15 protein-coding genes and 1 pseudogene are annotated in these 17,540 nt (G+C 34.5%); 15 read left to right on the top strand and 1 reads right to left on the bottom strand.

From position 1 onward, the window contains the following. Positions 1-42 precede the first annotated feature (42 nt). Both HMPREF3239_RS09660 and fakA read left to right on the top strand, forming a co-directional pair. Positions 43-411, top strand: coding sequence for an Asp23/Gls24 family envelope stress response protein (locus tag HMPREF3239_RS09660; RefSeq protein WP_011275975.1), 369 nt, complete (start codon positions 43-45; stop codon positions 409-411). A gap of 20 nt (positions 412-431) precedes the next feature. Further along, positions 432-2,090, top strand: coding sequence for a fatty acid kinase catalytic subunit FakA (gene fakA / locus HMPREF3239_RS09665; protein WP_070855494.1), 1,659 nt, complete (start codon positions 432-434; stop codon positions 2,088-2,090). On the opposite strand, the pseudogene HMPREF3239_RS12340 reads toward fakA, so the two are convergent. Further along, positions 2,066-2,582 (bottom strand): annotated as a pseudogene (locus HMPREF3239_RS12340) (transposase); the annotation flags it as partial. The gene fakA and the pseudogene HMPREF3239_RS12340 overlap by 25 nt on opposite strands. A 127-nt stretch (positions 2,583-2,709) precedes the next feature. On the opposite strand from HMPREF3239_RS12340, the gene HMPREF3239_RS12805 reads away from it, so the two are divergent. The 13 genes from HMPREF3239_RS12805 (at position 2,710) to rpsP (ending at position 17,485) form a co-directional block, all read left to right on the top strand. Next, entirely contained in the window at positions 2,710-3,525 is an 816-nt protein-coding gene (locus tag HMPREF3239_RS12805) for a thermonuclease family protein (protein WP_070855496.1), read from the top strand. Positions 3,526-3,769: 244 nt separating this feature from the next. Next, on the top strand, positions 3,770-5,821 hold the full coding sequence (recG, locus tag HMPREF3239_RS09675) for an ATP-dependent DNA helicase RecG (RefSeq protein ID WP_070855498.1): 2,052 nt from the start codon (positions 3,770-3,772) through the stop codon (positions 5,819-5,821). Between the two features lie 135 nt (positions 5,822-5,956). Further along, positions 5,957-6,517 (top strand): transcription factor FapR, encoded by a 561-nt coding sequence (fapR, locus tag HMPREF3239_RS09680; protein WP_070855501.1) that lies wholly within the window; start codon positions 5,957-5,959, stop codon positions 6,515-6,517. A gap of 1 nt (position 6,518) precedes the next feature. Then, positions 6,519-7,505 (top strand): phosphate acyltransferase PlsX, encoded by a 987-nt coding sequence (gene plsX, locus HMPREF3239_RS09685; RefSeq protein ID WP_053029247.1) that lies wholly within the window; start codon positions 6,519-6,521, stop codon positions 7,503-7,505. Beyond that, positions 7,498-8,427, top strand: a complete 930-nt coding sequence (gene fabD, locus HMPREF3239_RS09690) for an ACP S-malonyltransferase (protein WP_070855502.1) — start codon at positions 7,498-7,500, stop codon at positions 8,425-8,427. Before plsX ends, fabD begins: the two co-directional genes overlap by 8 nt. After that, positions 8,417-9,154, top strand: coding sequence for a 3-oxoacyl-[acyl-carrier-protein] reductase (gene fabG / locus HMPREF3239_RS09695; protein ID WP_053029252.1), 738 nt, complete (start codon positions 8,417-8,419; stop codon positions 9,152-9,154). The genes fabD and fabG overlap by 11 nt, the downstream gene beginning before the upstream one ends. Before the next feature lie 177 nt (positions 9,155-9,331). Next, a complete protein-coding gene (locus HMPREF3239_RS09700; RefSeq protein WP_001830184.1) occupies positions 9,332-9,565 on the top strand; it encodes an acyl carrier protein in 234 nt (77 codons plus the stop codon). A 71-nt stretch (positions 9,566-9,636) separates the two neighbouring features. Continuing rightward, complete coding sequence (rnc, locus tag HMPREF3239_RS09705) at positions 9,637-10,389, top strand: ribonuclease III (protein WP_306431568.1); 753 nt, start codon at positions 9,637-9,639, stop codon at positions 10,387-10,389. Between the two features lie 73 nt (positions 10,390-10,462). Beyond that, positions 10,463-14,032 carry a chromosome segregation protein SMC gene (smc, locus tag HMPREF3239_RS09710; protein ID WP_070855506.1) on the top strand — a complete coding sequence of 1,190 codons (3,570 nt, stop codon included), beginning with the start codon at positions 10,463-10,465 and terminating at the stop codon, positions 14,030-14,032. Further along, a complete protein-coding gene (ftsY, locus tag HMPREF3239_RS09715) occupies positions 14,029-15,255 on the top strand; it encodes a signal recognition particle-docking protein FtsY (RefSeq protein WP_053029258.1) in 1,227 nt (408 codons plus the stop codon). The genes smc and ftsY overlap by 4 nt, the downstream gene beginning before the upstream one ends. Then, positions 15,242-15,574, top strand: a complete 333-nt coding sequence (locus HMPREF3239_RS09720; protein WP_053029260.1) for a putative DNA-binding protein — start codon at positions 15,242-15,244, stop codon at positions 15,572-15,574. The genes ftsY and HMPREF3239_RS09720 overlap by 14 nt, the downstream gene beginning before the upstream one ends. 27 nt (positions 15,575-15,601) lie before the next feature. After that, on the top strand, positions 15,602-16,972 hold the full coding sequence (gene ffh / locus HMPREF3239_RS09725; protein WP_070855507.1) for a signal recognition particle protein: 1,371 nt from the start codon (positions 15,602-15,604) through the stop codon (positions 16,970-16,972). Between the two features lie 237 nt (positions 16,973-17,209). Beyond that, on the top strand, positions 17,210-17,485 hold the full coding sequence (rpsP, locus tag HMPREF3239_RS09730) for a 30S ribosomal protein S16 (RefSeq protein ID WP_011275962.1): 276 nt from the start codon (positions 17,210-17,212) through the stop codon (positions 17,483-17,485). Positions 17,486-17,540: the final 55 nt, after the last annotated feature.

The raw sequence follows: 17,540 nt of genomic DNA on the forward strand, positions 1-17,540 counted from the left end.
TAGTTTCGTCATTTTTAAACAAAATTCAGGAGGAATATAAAGATGACAATAGAAATCTCAAATGATTATGGTAAAATCGATATCTCAAATGAAGTCATTGCTTCAGTAGTAGGCAGTAAAGCTGTTGAAAGTTATGGTATTGTTGGTATGGCATCTAGACAACAAGTGCGAGATGGTATTGCCGAAATTTTAGGACATGAAAATTATGCTAGAGGCATTGAAGTCAAAGAAAACAATGGTGTCATTGATATAGATATGTATATTATCGTTAGCTACGGTGTTAAAATCTCAGAGGTAGCTAATAATGTACAATCATCAGTAAAATACACACTAGAAAACTCACTCAATGTAAAAGTGAATTCAATTAATATATTTGTACAAGGTGTAAGACTTAATAATAAGGGCAAGTAGGTATAGGAGGACTTAGCAGGATGATTAGCAAAATTAATGGTAAATTATTTGCCGATATGATAATACAAGGGGCACAAAATTTATCTAATAATGCAGATTTAGTAGATTCTTTAAATGTATACCCTGTGCCAGATGGTGATACAGGTACTAATATGAATCTTACAATTACTTCTGGACGTGAGGAAGTTGAAAATAATTTATCTCAAAGTATTGGTGAATTAGGGAAGACATTCTCTAAAGGATTACTTATGGGTGCACGAGGTAACTCAGGTGTAATTCTTTCTCAATTATTTAGAGGATTCTGTAAAAATATTGAAACTGAAAATGAAATTAATGCACAACAACTTGCTAGTAGTTTCCAAGCAGGTGTTGATACTGCTTATAAAGCTGTAATGAAACCAGTCGAAGGGACAATCTTAACTGTTGCTAAAGATGCAGCCAAGGCAGCGGTTAATAAAGCTGAAGAAACAGATGACTGTGTTGAAGTTATGGAATATACAATTGCAGAAGCTGAAAAGTCATTAAATAATACACCCAATTTACTTGCTGTATTAAAAGAAGTTGGCGTAGTTGATAGTGGTGGTAAAGGGCTATTATGTGTTTATGAAGGTTTCTTAAAAGGTTTAACAGGCCAAACGATTGAAGTGAAAAAAGAAAAATTAAACACAGAAGAGTTAGTGCATGAAGAGCATGACTTTCATGGCGTAATTAACACTGAAGACATTAAGTATGGCTATTGTACTGAAATGATGGTACGTTTTGGAAAAGATAAAAGAGAATTTGATGAGCAAACATTTAGAACAGATATGAGTCATTTTGGTGATTCATTACTCGTTATTAATGACGATGAAATTGTAAAAGTCCATGTACATACTGAAACACCAGGTGATGTGTTTAACTATGGTCAAGAGTATGGTGAGCTTATTAAATTAAAAGTTGAAAATATGCGTGAACAACATCGTGAAGTCATTAGAAAAGAAAAGCAAAATCATCAATCAGACCAACAAGAAGAATCAAAAACAGTTGAAACAGCAATTATTGCTATTTCTATGGGTGATGGTATTTCAGAATTATTTACATCTATGGGTGCGACACATATTATAAGCGGTGGACAAACAATGAATCCATCTACTGAAGACATTGTAAAGGTCATTGAACAATCTCAATGTAAACGTGCCATTATTTTACCAAATAATAAAAATATAAGAATGTCGAGTGATCAAGCTGCAACTTTAGTTGAAGCAGATACAGTTGTAATTCCTACAACATCTATTCCACAAGGTATTGCGGCCTTGTTCCAATACGATCCATCATCATCACTTGAAGATAATCAATCTCACATGACAACAGCTTTAGATAGTGTGAAATCAGGCTCAGTAACATTTGCTGTTCGTGACACTAAAATTGATGGCGTAGAGATTAAAAAAGGCGAATTCATGGGATTATCTGAAAGTAAAATTGTGACAAGTAATGATGATGAATTTGCGACAATCACAGGTTTACTTAAAGCGATGCTAAATGAAGATAGTGAAATCTTAACTATTATCGCTGGTGAGGATGCAAATACTGAAACCTCAGATAAATTAGTAGAGTGGGTTGAAAGCGAATATCCAGACGTTGAAGTAGAAGAACATAACGGTGGCCAACCTATCTATCAATATTTATTCTCAGTCGAATAAATATCAATTGAAAAGCTATGAAGGGTCGTGGACATAAAGTTCCTGGATGAGTAAATTAAGACAATTTCTATTGAAATAATATAGAAATTGTCTTTTTTTATATTTTTTTGATTATTTTCAGCTCGTTGAGTTGTTACTTTTATTATATTAAGCGTTATTCATATAAAACCAAGTTCTCTTTTGACTTTATTTATCCCTTGGACAGACATCTGAGTGAAACTTAAGATCGCCTTCATAAATCCAAAAGTCAGCACCACATCAATTTTGCTTTGACTGTAGATGATTATCGTTTCTAGTTCTGAAAGCTTTTTGTTAATTTGGGATTTAAAATACTCCCAGTTATAATTCTTCATTATTTTTATTTGTTTTTGAATTGAAGTTTATACATTGATTTTTCTGAGAACATTCTAAACAAACATCACATTCATATAATTTTAAGTCACATTTAAAACCATACTTATCATAGCGATAGGGATACCGTTTAAAACATAAAATAGTTCATATATACATGTGTTTAATGATTACAAAAAATATAAATATTAAAATATTAAAATTTTAATAGTATTTTTAATGTGTATTAGTATAAAATATATGTATATTAAACAATAGGAGTATGCACATGGGAAATATACTTTTAGTAGTTATTGGTCTTAGTATCATATGTTTTATATTAATGCTTTTTAAAAAGAAACCAATTGCTGTTACAGCTTTGGCGGTTTTAATCACAACATCATCTACACTTATAGCAATGCCACTCAATAGAGTTAATGCACAAAGTAGTGCACTTACTAAAGAGAAAGTTAAATTTGTTAAAGGTATTGATGGAGACACTGTTCAATTACTTTATAAAGGGAAGAAATCAACCTTTAGATTATTGTTGATTAATACACCTGAAACTAAGGATCCACGAAAGCCTGTTCAAAAATATGGTCCGGAAGCTAGTCAATTTACAACACGAATGTTGGCTAATGCGCGTACGGTACAAGTTCAATTTGATCGTGGTCAACGAACAGATAAATATGGTCGTTATTTAGCATACGTTTATGCAGATGGTAGAATGGTTAATGAAGCGGTTGTTAGACAAGGATTAGCTAGAGTGACTTATATCTATCCGCCGAACAATACATTTGAACAAATGTTAAAGGTAAGACAATCCAAAGCACAAGCTGAAAAGCTAAATATATGGTCTACAACCACGTCGAACACGAAAGCTAAGACGGGTCAAACATCATCTACAAAAGCATCTGTAAAATCATCAACTAAACCGAAAACATCAACCTCGTCAACTTCAAAGACAACGAAAAAGCAATCAACAGAAAATTATAAAAATTGTACTTTATTGAGAAAGAAATATCCAAATGGTGTGAAAAAGGGTCATCCTGCTTATCAAACAAAGTTTGACCGCGATAAAGATGGATGGGCATGTGAACGTTAAACATGTATCGTTCAGTGAATTAGAGTGAGGCTTGGACATAAATAATATAATAAATCTATTTTGCAAATTCGCAGTAGCTGACTGTACTGAGAAGACGCTTAAAGCAAGCTGGGGGTGGGACGACGAATTCAAAAAGAATTCTGTCCCACTCCCGCCTTTTTAAATATCAAAGGTTTAACAATCAATTATTCTGCTTAATCATGATAAAATAAATATTAATATTATAAATACTAGGTGAGAAGTTATGTCTAAAGTCAATTTAATAGAAAGTCCATATCCGCTTCAAAAGATTAAAGGGCTAGGACCAAAACGAATTGCTTTATTGCAAGAACTCAATATTAATACGGTAGAAGACTTGGTGCTTTATTTACCGAGTCGCTATGAAGATAATACAGTTGTAGACTTAAATATGGCTGAAGATCAATCTACAGTGACAGTTGTTGGAGAAGTTTATTCTATGCCGACGGTTGCTTTTTTCGGAAGAAATAAATCGAAGTTAACAGTCCATTTAATGGTGGACAATATCGCAGTTAAATGTGTCTTCTTTAATCAACCATACTTAAAAAAGAAAATTGAACTTCATGGTACGGTAACTGTTAAAGGAAAATGGAATAGTGCGAAACAAGAAATTAACGGAAATCGTATGTTCTTTAATGCACAGTCTCAAGATGCATCTGAAGTTAAATTAGAACCTGTGTATCGTATCAAAGAGGGCATTAAACAAAAGCAAATGCGAGATATGATTTATCAAACGTTAGATGATGTTACGATACATGAATGGTTGACAGATGAATTAAGACAGAAGTATAAATTAGAATCTTTATCTGATACCATACATGCACTGCACCATCCTAAAGATCGCCATGACTTATTACGTGCTAGACGGACGTATGCCTTTACCGAATTATTCATGTTTGAATTACGAATGCAATGGTTGAATCGTCTAGAGAAGACATCGGACAAAGCCATTGAAATCAACTATGACATCCAAAAGGTAAAAGCGTTTATAGAAACATTACCTTTTGAGTTAACGGATGCGCAAAAAAAGAGTGTGAACGAAATCTTTAGAGATTTGAAAGCACCGATTCGCATGCATCGATTATTGCAAGGTGATGTAGGTTCAGGGAAGACAGTTGTTGCAGCTATTTGTATGTATGCGTTAAAAACAGCTGGATATCAGTCTGCGCTAATGGTTCCTACTGAAATTCTAGCGGAGCAACACGCAAATAGTTTAACTGAGTTATTTGGAGACTATATGAACGTCGCATTATTAACTGGATCCGTTAAAGGTAAAAAAAGAAAAGTCCTCTTAGAACAATTAGAGAATGGCACCATTGATTGTCTAATAGGTACACATGCGCTTATACAAGATGATGTAGCATTTCAAAATGTAGGACTGGTTATTACCGATGAACAACATCGTTTTGGGGTCAATCAACGTCAACTGTTAAGAGAAAAAGGAGCAATGACGAACGTCCTCTTCATGACAGCGACACCGATTCCTAGAACCCTAGCTATTTCAGTATTTGGTGAAATGGATGTTTCATCTATTAAACAGTTACCCAAAGGGCGTAAACCGATTATTACGAACTGGGCAAAACACGAGCAATACGAACAAGTGCTGTCTCAAATGACAACGGAACTTAAAAAAGGTCGTCAAGCTTATGTGATTTGTCCGCTCATTGAAAGTTCGGAACATTTAGATGATGTACAAAACGTAGTTGAGTTGTACGACTCACTTCAAGCCTATTATGGAGAGGGGAGTGTCGGTTTATTACATGGCAAAATGTCGGCTGAAGAGAAAGATGAAGTTATGACGCGTTTTAGTCAACATGATATAGACATTCTTGTCTCTACAACTGTAGTAGAAGTTGGTGTCAATGTACCGAACGCAACGTTTATGATGATTTATGATGCAGATCGATTTGGACTATCTACTTTACATCAGCTAAGAGGTCGTGTTGGACGAAGCGAACATCAAAGTTATTGCGTACTTATTGCGTCACCTAAGACGGAAACAGGAATAGAACGAATGACTATAATGACGCAAACAACGGATGGTTTTGAGTTGAGTGAACGTGATTTAGAAATGCGTGGACCCGGAGATTTCTTTGGCGTTAAACAAAGTGGTTTACCGGATTTCATGGTAGCGAATATTGTGGAAGATTATCGAATGCTTGAAGTCGCTCGAGATGAAGCGGCAGAGTTGATTCAATCGGGAGAATTCTTTACAGAAACATATCAACATTTACGTGATTTTATTGATCAGAATTTACTACATATGAGTTTTGATTAGTGTTTAAAGGTAATTATTTTTAAAAAGTAAAATATAGCACTATGATATTTGTTGAGCTTATTAAACGGAAAGTGTTATGATATGTGAGGAATGTTTAAGACTTGGTACTAATTTCGCATTTAAAGGGGGATATGTATGAAATTAAAAAAAGCAGAACGTCGTGAGGCGATTCAAAAAGCAATTGAGCAAAACCCCTTTATTACGGATAGTGAATTATGTGAACAGTTTGAAGTAAGTATTCAAACGATACGTTTAGATAGAACAAATCTAAATATTCCAGAACTACGTAAGCGTATTAAAATAGTAGCTGAGCAAAACTATGAACAAATTCGTGCGCTTGAAGCAAATGAAGTGGTTGGAGATTTAATTCAAGTTGAACCAGACATAACTGCACAATCACTCATTGAAATCACTGAAGAATCAGTCTTTGCAAAGACACAGATTGCACGAGGTCATGTTTTATTTGCTCAAGCGAATTCGCTTTGTGTCGCTCTAATACATAAATCAACCGTATTAACACAAGAAAGTAATGTCGCTTTTATCGAGAAAGTAAAACTGGATGACACTGTAAGAGCTGAAGCACGCGTTGTTAATAAAACAGCGCAGCATTATATTATTGAAGTGAATTCATATGTAAGAGATACATTGGTGTTTAAAGGAACGTTTAAAATGTTTTATATAAGCGAGGATGAATAACATGGTTAAGATTGCTATTGATATGATGGGCGGAGATGACGCGCCTGGTATCGTGTTAGAGGCTGTTGAAAAAGCAGTAAATGATTTTAAAGATTTAGAAATAATTTTATTTGGAGATAAAAACCAATATACACTCAATCATGAACGAATTGAATTTAGACATTGTTCTGAAAAAATAGAGATGGAAGACGAACCAGTGAGAGCGATTAAACGTAAAAAAGATAGCTCAATGGTCAGAATGGCGGAAGCAGTGAAAAATGGCGAAGCGGACGGATGTGTTTCTGCAGGTAATACAGGCGCACTTATGTCAGCTGGATTGTTTATTGTCGGACGTATTAAAGGTGTTGCCAGACCAGCCCTTGTAGTAACATTACCAACAATTGATGGTAAAGGTTTTGTATTTTTAGATGTTGGTGCCAATGCTGATGCAAAACCTGAACATTTATTACAGTATGCGCAACTTGGTAATATCTACGCTAAAAAAATTCGAGGCATTCAAAACCCTAAGGTCTCATTATTAAACATCGGTACAGAACCAGCTAAAGGTAATACATTGACTAAAAAAGCATATCAATTACTAAAAGATGATCAAAGCTTTAATTTTGATGGTAACATTGAAGCTAAAACATTAATGGAAGGTAACACTGACGTTGTTGTAACTGATGGCTACACTGGGAATATGGTGCTAAAAAATATCGAAGGTACTGCAAAATCCATTGGTAAAATGTTGAAAGAAACATTTTTAGGAAGTTTAAAAAACAAACTTGCTGCATTAGTGTTAAAAAAGGACTTAGACACATTTACTAAAAAAATGGATTATGCAGAATACGGTGGTTCGGTATTATTAGGTCTAGATGGTACAGTTGTTAAAGCACATGGTGGTTCTAATGCTCGCGCGTTTTATTCTGCAATCCGACAAGCTAAAATTGCCGGTGATGAGAAAATTGTCGAAATTATGAGAGAGACGGTAGGTGAAAAGGATGAGTAAAGTAGCAATTATTTTCCCGGGTCAAGGTGCACAAAAAGTTGGTATGGCTAGCGATTTATATAATGAAGATACAAAAGCAACAGAGATTCTAAACATAGCACAAGAAGCCGTAGACTTCGATTTATTAGAAACAATGTTTACGGATAGTGACAACAAATTAGGCGAAACTGAACATACACAACCAGCTTTATTAACACATAGCATCGCCTTATATCGTGCCTTAAATTCTATTAATGCTGACTACACGATGGGACATAGTCTAGGTGAATACTCTAGTTTAGTCGCTGCAGGCGTATTAAAGTTTGAGGATGCAGTTAAGATTGTTCGTAAACGTGGTCAACTCATGGCTCAAGCTTTTCCAAATGGTGTAGGTAGTATGGCAGCTGTATTAGGTTTAAGCTATGAAGAAGTAGATAAAATTTGCAAAGACTTATCAACATCTGAAGAACTGATTGAACCTGCGAATATTAACTGCCCTGGACAAATTGTAGTGTCAGGTCATAAATCACTCATTGATAAATTAGTTGAAGAAGGTAAATCATTAGGCGCTAAACGTGTCTTGCCTTTAGCAGTTTCTGGCCCATTCCATTCGTCAATGATGCAAGTGATTGAAAAAGACTTCGAGTCGTATATTAATCAATTTGAGTGGCATGATGCAGCATTCCCTATTGTGCAAAATGTCAATGCGCAAGGTGAAACGGACGCAACAACTATTAAGCAAAATATGATTAAGCAATTATATTCACCAGTTGAATTTATCAATTCTGCAGAATGGTTAATTGAACAAGGCGTCGATCATTTTATAGAAATTGGTCCAGGCAAAGTGTTATCCGGTTTAATTAAGAAAATCAATCGTGATGTTAAATTAACATCAATTCAAACATTAGAAGATGTGAAAGGTTGGAATAATCATGACGAATAAAAATGCATTAGTAACTGGTGCTTCAAGAGGTATAGGTCGTAGTATCGCATTACAATTAGCTGAAGATGGTTTCAATGTAGCTGTTAACTATGCTGGTAATAAAGAAAAGGCTGAAGCGGTTGTGTCTGAAATTAAAGCAAAAGGCGTTGAAAGTTTTGCAATTCAAGCTAATGTAGCTGAAGGCGACGAAGTTAAAGCGATGATTAAAGAAGTCGTTAGTCAATTTGGTTCATTAGATGTACTTGTAAATAATGCTGGTATCACGCGTGATAATTTGTTAATGCGTATGAAAGAGCATGAATGGGATGATGTAATTAATACAAACTTAAAAGGCACTTTCAATTGCATTCAAAAGGCGACGCCACAAATGCTTCGTCAACGTGGTGGTGCAATTATTAACTTATCAAGTATAGTTGGTGCAATGGGTAATCCAGGTCAAGCAAACTATGTCGCTACGAAAGCAGGTATAGAAGGATTAACTAAATCAAGTGCACGTGAACTTGCATCACGTGGTATTACTGTAAATGCTGTAGCACCAGGATTTATCGTTTCAGATATGACAGATGCACTTAGTGATGAATTAAAAGCACAAATGTTAGAACAAATTCCATTATCTCGATTTGGTCAAGATACAGATATAGCGAATACAGTTGCATTTTTAGCATCTGATAGAGCAAAATACATTACTGGCCAAACCATTCATGTTAATGGTGGTATGTACATGTAATCATCTAAAGTTAGTTAGTTGAAATAAGTTTTATTTCGATAACACTTTGATGAGAAATCGCTTTGTTAAACAAAATACTATTTATAATGAGTATTTAAGAAATGCTTGTATTTTACCCATTAAAATGGGAAAATATAATAGTCTATGGATAGACACTTTCAAAGGAGGTGAATCGACGTGGAAAACTTCGATAAAGTAAAAGATATCATCGTTGACCGTTTAGGTGTAGATGCTGACAAAGTAACTGAAGACGCATCATTCAAAGATGATTTAGGCGCTGACTCACTTGATATCGCTGAATTAGTGATGGAATTAGAAGATGAATTTGGTACTGAAATTCCTGATGAAGAAGCTGAAAAAATCAACACTGTTGGTGATGCAGTTAAATACATCAATAGTCTTGAAAAATAAAAAACTTACATCTGAGTCGTCTACAAGATGGCTCAGATTTTTTTCTTAAGAATCAAACAAAGCATAAATATATGGGAGGTTCTAATGTGACTAATCCAAAAAAAATAGAAATGGTTAATGATTTTCAACAACAGTTTGCGAAGAAAATGAATGAATTAGGATTTACATATTCAAATATCGAGTTATATCAACAAGCATTTTCTCATTCAAGTTTTATCAATGACTTTAATATGGATCGTTTAGCGCATAATGAGCGACTCGAATTTTTAGGCGATGCGGTATTAGAATTGACGGTATCACGCTACCTTTTTGATAAACATCCAGATCTTCCTGAAGGTAACTTAACAAAAATGCGTGCAACAATTGTATGTGAGCCCTCACTTGTAATATTTGCTAATAAAATCGAGCTAAATCAACTCATCCTATTAGGTAAAGGTGAAGAAAAAACGGGTGGAAGAACGCGCCCTTCACTTGTGTCTGACGCATTTGAAGCCTTTGTTGGGGCTTTATATCTCGATCAAGGATTAGATGTCGTATGGCAATTTGCTGAGAAAGTCATTTTCCCATATGTAGAAGATGATGAATTAGTTGGTGTTGTCGACTTTAAAACACAATTTCAAGAGTATGTTCACAGTCAAAATCGTGGAGATGTAACTTATCGATTAATTAAGGAAGAAGGCCCAGCGCATCATCGTTTATTTACATCGGAAGTTATTTTGGAAAATAATGCAGTTGCAACAGGTCAAGGTAAAACTAAAAAAGAATCTGAACAAAAAGCAGCAGAGCGTGCTTACTCAGAACTTAAGAATAATAGCAGTGTTTAAGATGACCAATCATCTTTAAAATATTGTCCTCCTCTCAACTAGAATGAGTGGAATGATTAGCAAGGAGAATAGTATGGTGTATTTAAAATCAATTGATGCCATAGGTTTTAAATCATTTGCAGATCACACAGATGTCCAATTTGATAAAGGTGTGACAGCAATAGTTGGGCCTAATGGTAGCGGCAAGAGTAACATTACCGATGCTATCAAATGGGTATTAGGTGAACAGTCCGCAAAATCATTACGTGGCTCTAAAATGGAAGATATTATCTTTTCAGGAGCTGAACATCGAAATGCTCAGAATTATGCAGAAGTACAATTGAAACTTGATAATAAAGCCAGAAAATTACAAGTTGATTCAGATGATATTGTCGTGACGCGTCGCTTGTACCGCAGTGGTGAGAGTGAATATTATCTTAATAATGATAAAGCACGCTTAAGAGATATTACTGAATTGTTTTTGGATTCTGGTTTGGGAAAAGAAGCATTTAGCATTATATCTCAAGGTAGAGTTGATGAAATTTTAAACGCTAAACCGATTGATCGTCGTCAAATTCTTGAAGAATCTGCTGGCGTATTAAAATACAAAAAACGAAAAGCTGAATCACTACAAAAATTAGACCAAACAGAAGACAATCTTACACGAGTTGAAGATATCTTATATGACTTGGAAGGGCGCGTAGAACCATTAAAAGCAGAAGCGTCTAGCGCAAAAGAATATTTGAAACTCTCTGAAGAAATGAAACAAAGCGATGTCATTGTTACTGTACATGATATCGATCAGTATTCGGAAGATAATCGTGAATTAGACGTCAAACTTAATGACCTAAAAAGCCAACAAGCAGATAAAGAGGCGAAACAAGCACAAATAAATCAATATATTCAAAAGCAAAAGTCTCAACGTCAACATATTGATAATGATATTGAACAATTGAATTATGATTTAATTAAAGCTACAGAAGCATATGAGAAGTTTACAGGTCAATTAAATGTCTTAGAAGAAAGAAAACGTAATCAATCAGAAACGAATGCGCGCTTTGAAGAAGAATTAGATAATTTAAATCACGAATTTAAGAACGCTCAAGATGAAAAAAATGAGATTACGCAACAAATTGAGACGTTAAAAGAAAAACAGAAAACGTTAAATAATGATATTCATGAACTAGAATCACAACTTTACGTTTCTGATGAACAACATGATGAAAAACTCGAATCTATTAAAAATGAATACTATGAATTAATGTCTGAACAATCAGATGTCAATAATGACATTCGTTTCTTAGAGCATACCATTAAAGAAAATGAAGCTAAGAAATCACGCTTAGATTCACGTTTAGTTGAAGCATTTAATCAACTCAAGGCGTTACAAAGCGAAATTGCCTCTACAGAACAACATCATCAAGCTACAATTAAACAATTGAGCAATATTGAAGACCAAATAAGTCGAATAGAGCAACAATTATCAAAAGCGAAACAAATTCAAACTGAATACGAAGATAAATTGTATCAAGCATATCGTTATATGGATAAAATGAGAGCTCGAATTGAAAGTTTGGAAACACAAGAGGAAGACTATACGTACTTCTTTAATGGCGTTAAGCATGTGTTAAAAGCTAAAAACGATAGCTTACAAGGTATTCATGGTGCAGTTGCAGAAGTGATTTCTGTACCATCAGAATTGACACAGGCAATTGAGACCGCATTAGGCGCTTCATTGCAACATATCATCGTTGACGACGAAAAAGATGGTCGCCAAGCAATCCAATTCTTAAAGCAAAAAGGACTTGGTAGAGCAACATTTTTACCATTAAATGTTATTAAATCAAGACAGCTATCTCATCATATTCGTCAAATTGCTGAAAGTACAGCAGGTTATATTAATGTTGCTTCTGATGCAATTACAGTGAATGCGCAATATCAAGCCGTAGTTGAAAATTTAATTGGTACGACGATTATTGTAGATAATCTAAAGCATGCGAATGAACTGGCGAGAGCGATTCAATATAAAACACGTATCGTTACTTTAGAAGGCGATATTGTTAATCCAGGTGGTTCTATGACTGGTGGTGGTGCGCGTAAGACGAAGAGCATTTTATCACAAAAAGATGAACTGACTACAATGCGTGACCAATTAAAAAATTATGAATCGCAAACTAAAGATTTTGAAAAACAATTGCAAAATCAAAAAGATGACGTCGAGCAATTAAGTGAAACGTATTTTAATTTGAGTCAACAATATAATGAAGTGAAAGAACAATCACATAACGAAGCGTTAGCATTAGACCGTCTTAAAACACAAGAAGCACATATTAAAAATGAGCATGAAGAATTTGAGTTTGAAAAGAATGACGGATACCAAAGTGAAAATAGTCGTGTTACTTTAAATGAAAAACAAGCACGTTTATCTATTATTCAAGGTAAGTTAAAACAACTTGAAACGGACATTGAACGTTATACGCAATTATCTAAGGAAGGTAAAGAGACGACTACGCAAGTACAACAGCAATTAAACCAAAAACGCTCTGATTTAGCAGTTATTAAAGAACGAATACATGCACAAAAAGGGGCATTAACCCGTACAGATAAACAGATTGCAACGATTCATCAACAGTTAACGAACGTTGAAGACAAGATTAAACTCTTTAATTCTGATGAAATGATGGGTGATCAAGCATTTGATAAATTACAACAAGAGATTAAATCTAAGGAAAATTCACGACAATCAATTACTAATCAATTAAAAGATTTGAAAAAGCAACGTGTAGATGTCAATGAAGATGTGGAAATACATGAAGCACAGTTACAAGAATGCCATCAAGATTTATTATCGATAGAAAGTTTCTATCAAGATATCAAAGCGCAACAATCTAAATTAGATGTATTAATTCATCATGCCATTGATCATTTAAATGATGAATATCAATTAACAGTCGAACGTGCCAGAGATGAATTCTTCTCGGAAACACCAATTGAGTCGCTAAGAAAGAAAGTTAAATTAACTAAAATGTCAATCGATGAATTAGGCCCTGTTAATATTAATGCGATTGAACAATTTGAAGAGTTAAATGAGCGCTATACTTTCTTAGATGAACAACGCACAGACTTGCGTGAAGCGAAACAGACACTTGAGCAAATTATTAATGAGATGGATCAAGAAGTGAAGGGTCGTTTTAAAGAGACATTTTTACAGGTTCAATCTCATTTTACGACAGTATTTCAGTCGTTATTTGGTGGAGGACATGCTAAATTAGAATTAACAGATGATGATTATTTATCAGCTGGTGTCGATATTATTGTTCAACCGCCAGGCAAAAAATTACAACACTTGTCGTTGTTAAGTGGTGGTGAACGTGCCTTATGTGCAATTGCATTGCTATTTGCTATCTTGAAAGTACGATCTGCACCATTTGTTATACTGGATGAAGTAGAAGCGGCACTTGATGAAGCAAATGTCATTCGATACGCACAATTTCTAAAAGAGTTATCAATGCAAACTCAATTTATTGTGATTACGCATCGAAAAGGGACAATGGAATATTCAGATCGTTTGTATGGTGTGACAATGCAAGAATCAGGGGTTTCAAAATTAGTAAGTGTTAACTTAAATACTATTGATGAGGTCATGAAGGAGGAACAAGCATGAGTTTCTTTAAACGTTTAAAAGATAAATTTTCTACGAAATCAACGGAAGATATAGAACAAGAATTATCACAAGATGAAAGTGAGCAGAGTAGCACACCACGTGATGATAATGAAGAAGTATCACAACCGGCACCTAAGAAGAAACCACGTAAGTTAAGTGAAGCAGATTTTGATGATGATGGTTTAATCTCGATTGAAGATTTTGAAGAAATTGAAGCACAAAAAATGGGTGCTAAGTTTAAAGCAGGTCTTGAAAAATCACGTCAGAACTTCCAAGAACAACTTAATAATTTAATTGCGCGTTATAGAACGGTTGATGAAGATTTCTTCGAAGCACTTGAAGAAATGTTAATTACTGCCGACGTTGGTTTCAACACAGTGATGCAATTAACAGAAGAATTACGTACGGAGGCACAACGTCGTAATATTAAGGAAACGGAAGATTTACGTGAAGTCATTGTCGAAAAGATTGTTGAAATATACCATCAAGAAGACGACCAATCTGAAGCTATGAATCTTGAAGATGGCCGATTAAACGTCATTTTAATGGTTGGTGTAAACGGCGTAGGTAAAACAACTACTATCGGTAAACTTGCACATAGATATAAAATGGAAGGCAAAAAAGTAATGCTTGCAGCTGGAGATACATTCAGAGCTGGTGCTATTGATCAATTACAAGTGTGGGGTGACCGAGTAGGTGTTGAAGTTATACGCCAAAGTGAGGGATCTGACCCTGCAGCAGTTGTTTATGATGCAATTAATGCGGCTAAAAATAAAGGCGTCGATATTTTAATTTGTGATACTGCAGGACGTTTACAAAATAAATCAAACCTAATGCAAGAATTAGATAAAATGAAACGTGTTATTAGCAGAGCTGTACCAGATGCACCTCATGAAGCTTTATTGTGTTTAGATGCAACAACAGGCCAAAACGCCTTATCTCAAGCACGTTCATTTAAAGAAGTTACAAACGTATCAGGTATCGTATTAACTAAATTGGATGGTACGGCTAAAGGTGGTATTGTGCTTGCAATTAGAAATGAACTTCATATCCCAGTTAAATATGTAGGCTTAGGTGAAAAACTTGACGACTTGCAACCATTTAACCCAGAAAGCTACGTTTATGGATTATTTGCAGATATGATAGAACAAAATGAAGATATTCCAGATGAAGTTGCTGAATTAGATTTTAATAACGAGGATCATCCACATGGGGAAAAATGATTTAGTTAAAACATTACGAATGAATTATTTGTTTGATTTCTATCAAACGTTATTAACTGATAAGCAAAGAAATTATTTAGAGCTATTCTATTTAAAAGACTATTCATTAAGTGAAATTGCAGAGACATTTGATGTGAGTAGACAAGCAGTTTATGATAATATAAGAAGAACTGGCGATTTAGTTGAAGATTATGAATCTAAGTTGAATTTATATGAAAAATTCGAACAACGTCGTAACATTTATGAAGCAATGAAACAATCTTTAAATGATGCTACAGCGTTAGAACAATATATTAATCAATTAGAAGAATTAGAATAAACAGATATATAAAGGAGGGCATTTGGTATGGCATTTGAAGGATTATCCGATCGCTTACAAGCTACGATGCAAAGAATGCGTGGTAAGGGTAAAGTCACAGAAGCTGATATTAAAGCTATGATGAGAGAAGTACGATTAGCATTATTAGAAGCCGATGTAAACTTTAAAGTAGTTAAAGAATTTGTGAAAACTGTGTCAGAACGTGCCTTAGGATCAGATGTAATGCAATCATTAACACCTGGTCAACAAGTCATTAAAATTGTACAAGACGAATTAACACAATTAATGGGTGGCGAAAACGCAACGATTAAAATGGCGAACAAGCCACCAACTGTTGTGATGATGGTTGGTTTACAAGGTGCAGGTAAAACGACTACTGCCGGTAAATTAGCATTATTAATGCGTAAAAAATACAATAAAAAACCTATGTTAGTAGCTGCAGATATTTATCGTCCAGCTGCAATTAATCAATTACAAACTGTAGGTAAACAACTTGATGTTCCTGTGTATAGTGAAGGTGATCAAGTCAAACCACAACAAATCGTGGAAAACGCATTAAAGCACGCTAAAGAAGAACATTTAGATTTTGTAATCATTGATACAGCAGGTCGTTTGCATATTGATGAAGCATTGATGAATGAATTACAAGAAGTTAAAGAAATTTCTAAACCAAATGAAATTATGTTGGTTGTGGATGCAATGACTGGTCAAGACGCAGTTAATGTTGCACAATCATTCGATGATCAATTAGATGTGACTGGCGTTACATTGACTAAATTAGATGGCGATACGCGTGGTGGTGCAGCGTTATCAATTCGTTCAGTAACACAAAAGCCAATTAAGTTTGTTGGTATGAGTGAGAAGATGGATGGACTTGAACTCTTCCACCCAGAGCGAATGGCTTCTCGTATACTTGGTATGGGCGATGTACTAAGTCTTATCGAAAAGGCACAACAAGATGTTGACCAAGAAAAAGCTAAAGACTTAGAACAAAAAATGCGTAATTCAACATTTACATTGGATGATTTTCTTGAACAATTGGATCAAGTTAAAAACCTTGGCCCACTGGATGATATTATGAAAATGATTCCTGGAATGAACAAAATGAAAGGCATGGATAAGCTTAATATGGATGAAAAACAAATTGACCATATTAAGGCGATTATCCAGTCTATGACACCAAGTGAAAGAGAAAATCCAGCAGTCTTAAATGTTTCTAGAAAAAAACGTATTGCTAAAGGTTCAGGTCGTTCATTACAAGAAGTGAATCGCTTAATGAAGCAATTTAATGATATGAAGAAAATGATGAAACAATTTAGTGGTGTTGGTCGTAAAGGTAAAAAAGGTAAACGAAGTCAAATGGAAAATATGTTAAAAGGCATGAACTTACCATTTTAATGATTTAAAAATATCGGACGCTTTTTGATAAGCGCTCGATATTTTTATGTCGGTTTATTTCATAAACCCAGATAAAGGAACACCATAGCTAAAGTTAGTGCGTAAGTCCCACTAACTAAATAAATTTAGAAGTGGGGCTTTAGGTAAAGAAAAAAGTCTTTACAAATAATCAAGTTACTGTTAATATTATTTCTTGTAGAAAATAAAAAGTAAAAGATTTAAAGGAGAGTTTTATATATGGCAGTTAAAATTCGTTTAACTCGTTTAGGTTCAAAAAGAAATCCATTCTATCGTATCGTAGTTGCAGACGCACGTTCACCACGTGATGGTCGTATTATCGAACAAATCGGTACTTACAACCCAGCTAGTGTTAATGCTCCAGAAGTTAAAATTGACGAAGAATTAGCATTAAAATGGTTAAAAGACGGTGCTAAACCAACTGATACAGTTCATAATATCTTATCTAAACAAGGTATTTTAAAAACTTTTGATGAACAAAAACACGCTAAATAATTTAGCTTACACTTTAATATAAAGTTTCTTAAGGCGCCATTACGTGGCGCCTTTT

This window comes from Staphylococcus sp. HMSC34C02, from assembly GCF_001838705.1.
Taxonomy (GTDB): Bacteria; Bacillota; Bacilli; order Staphylococcales; family Staphylococcaceae; genus Staphylococcus; species Staphylococcus borealis.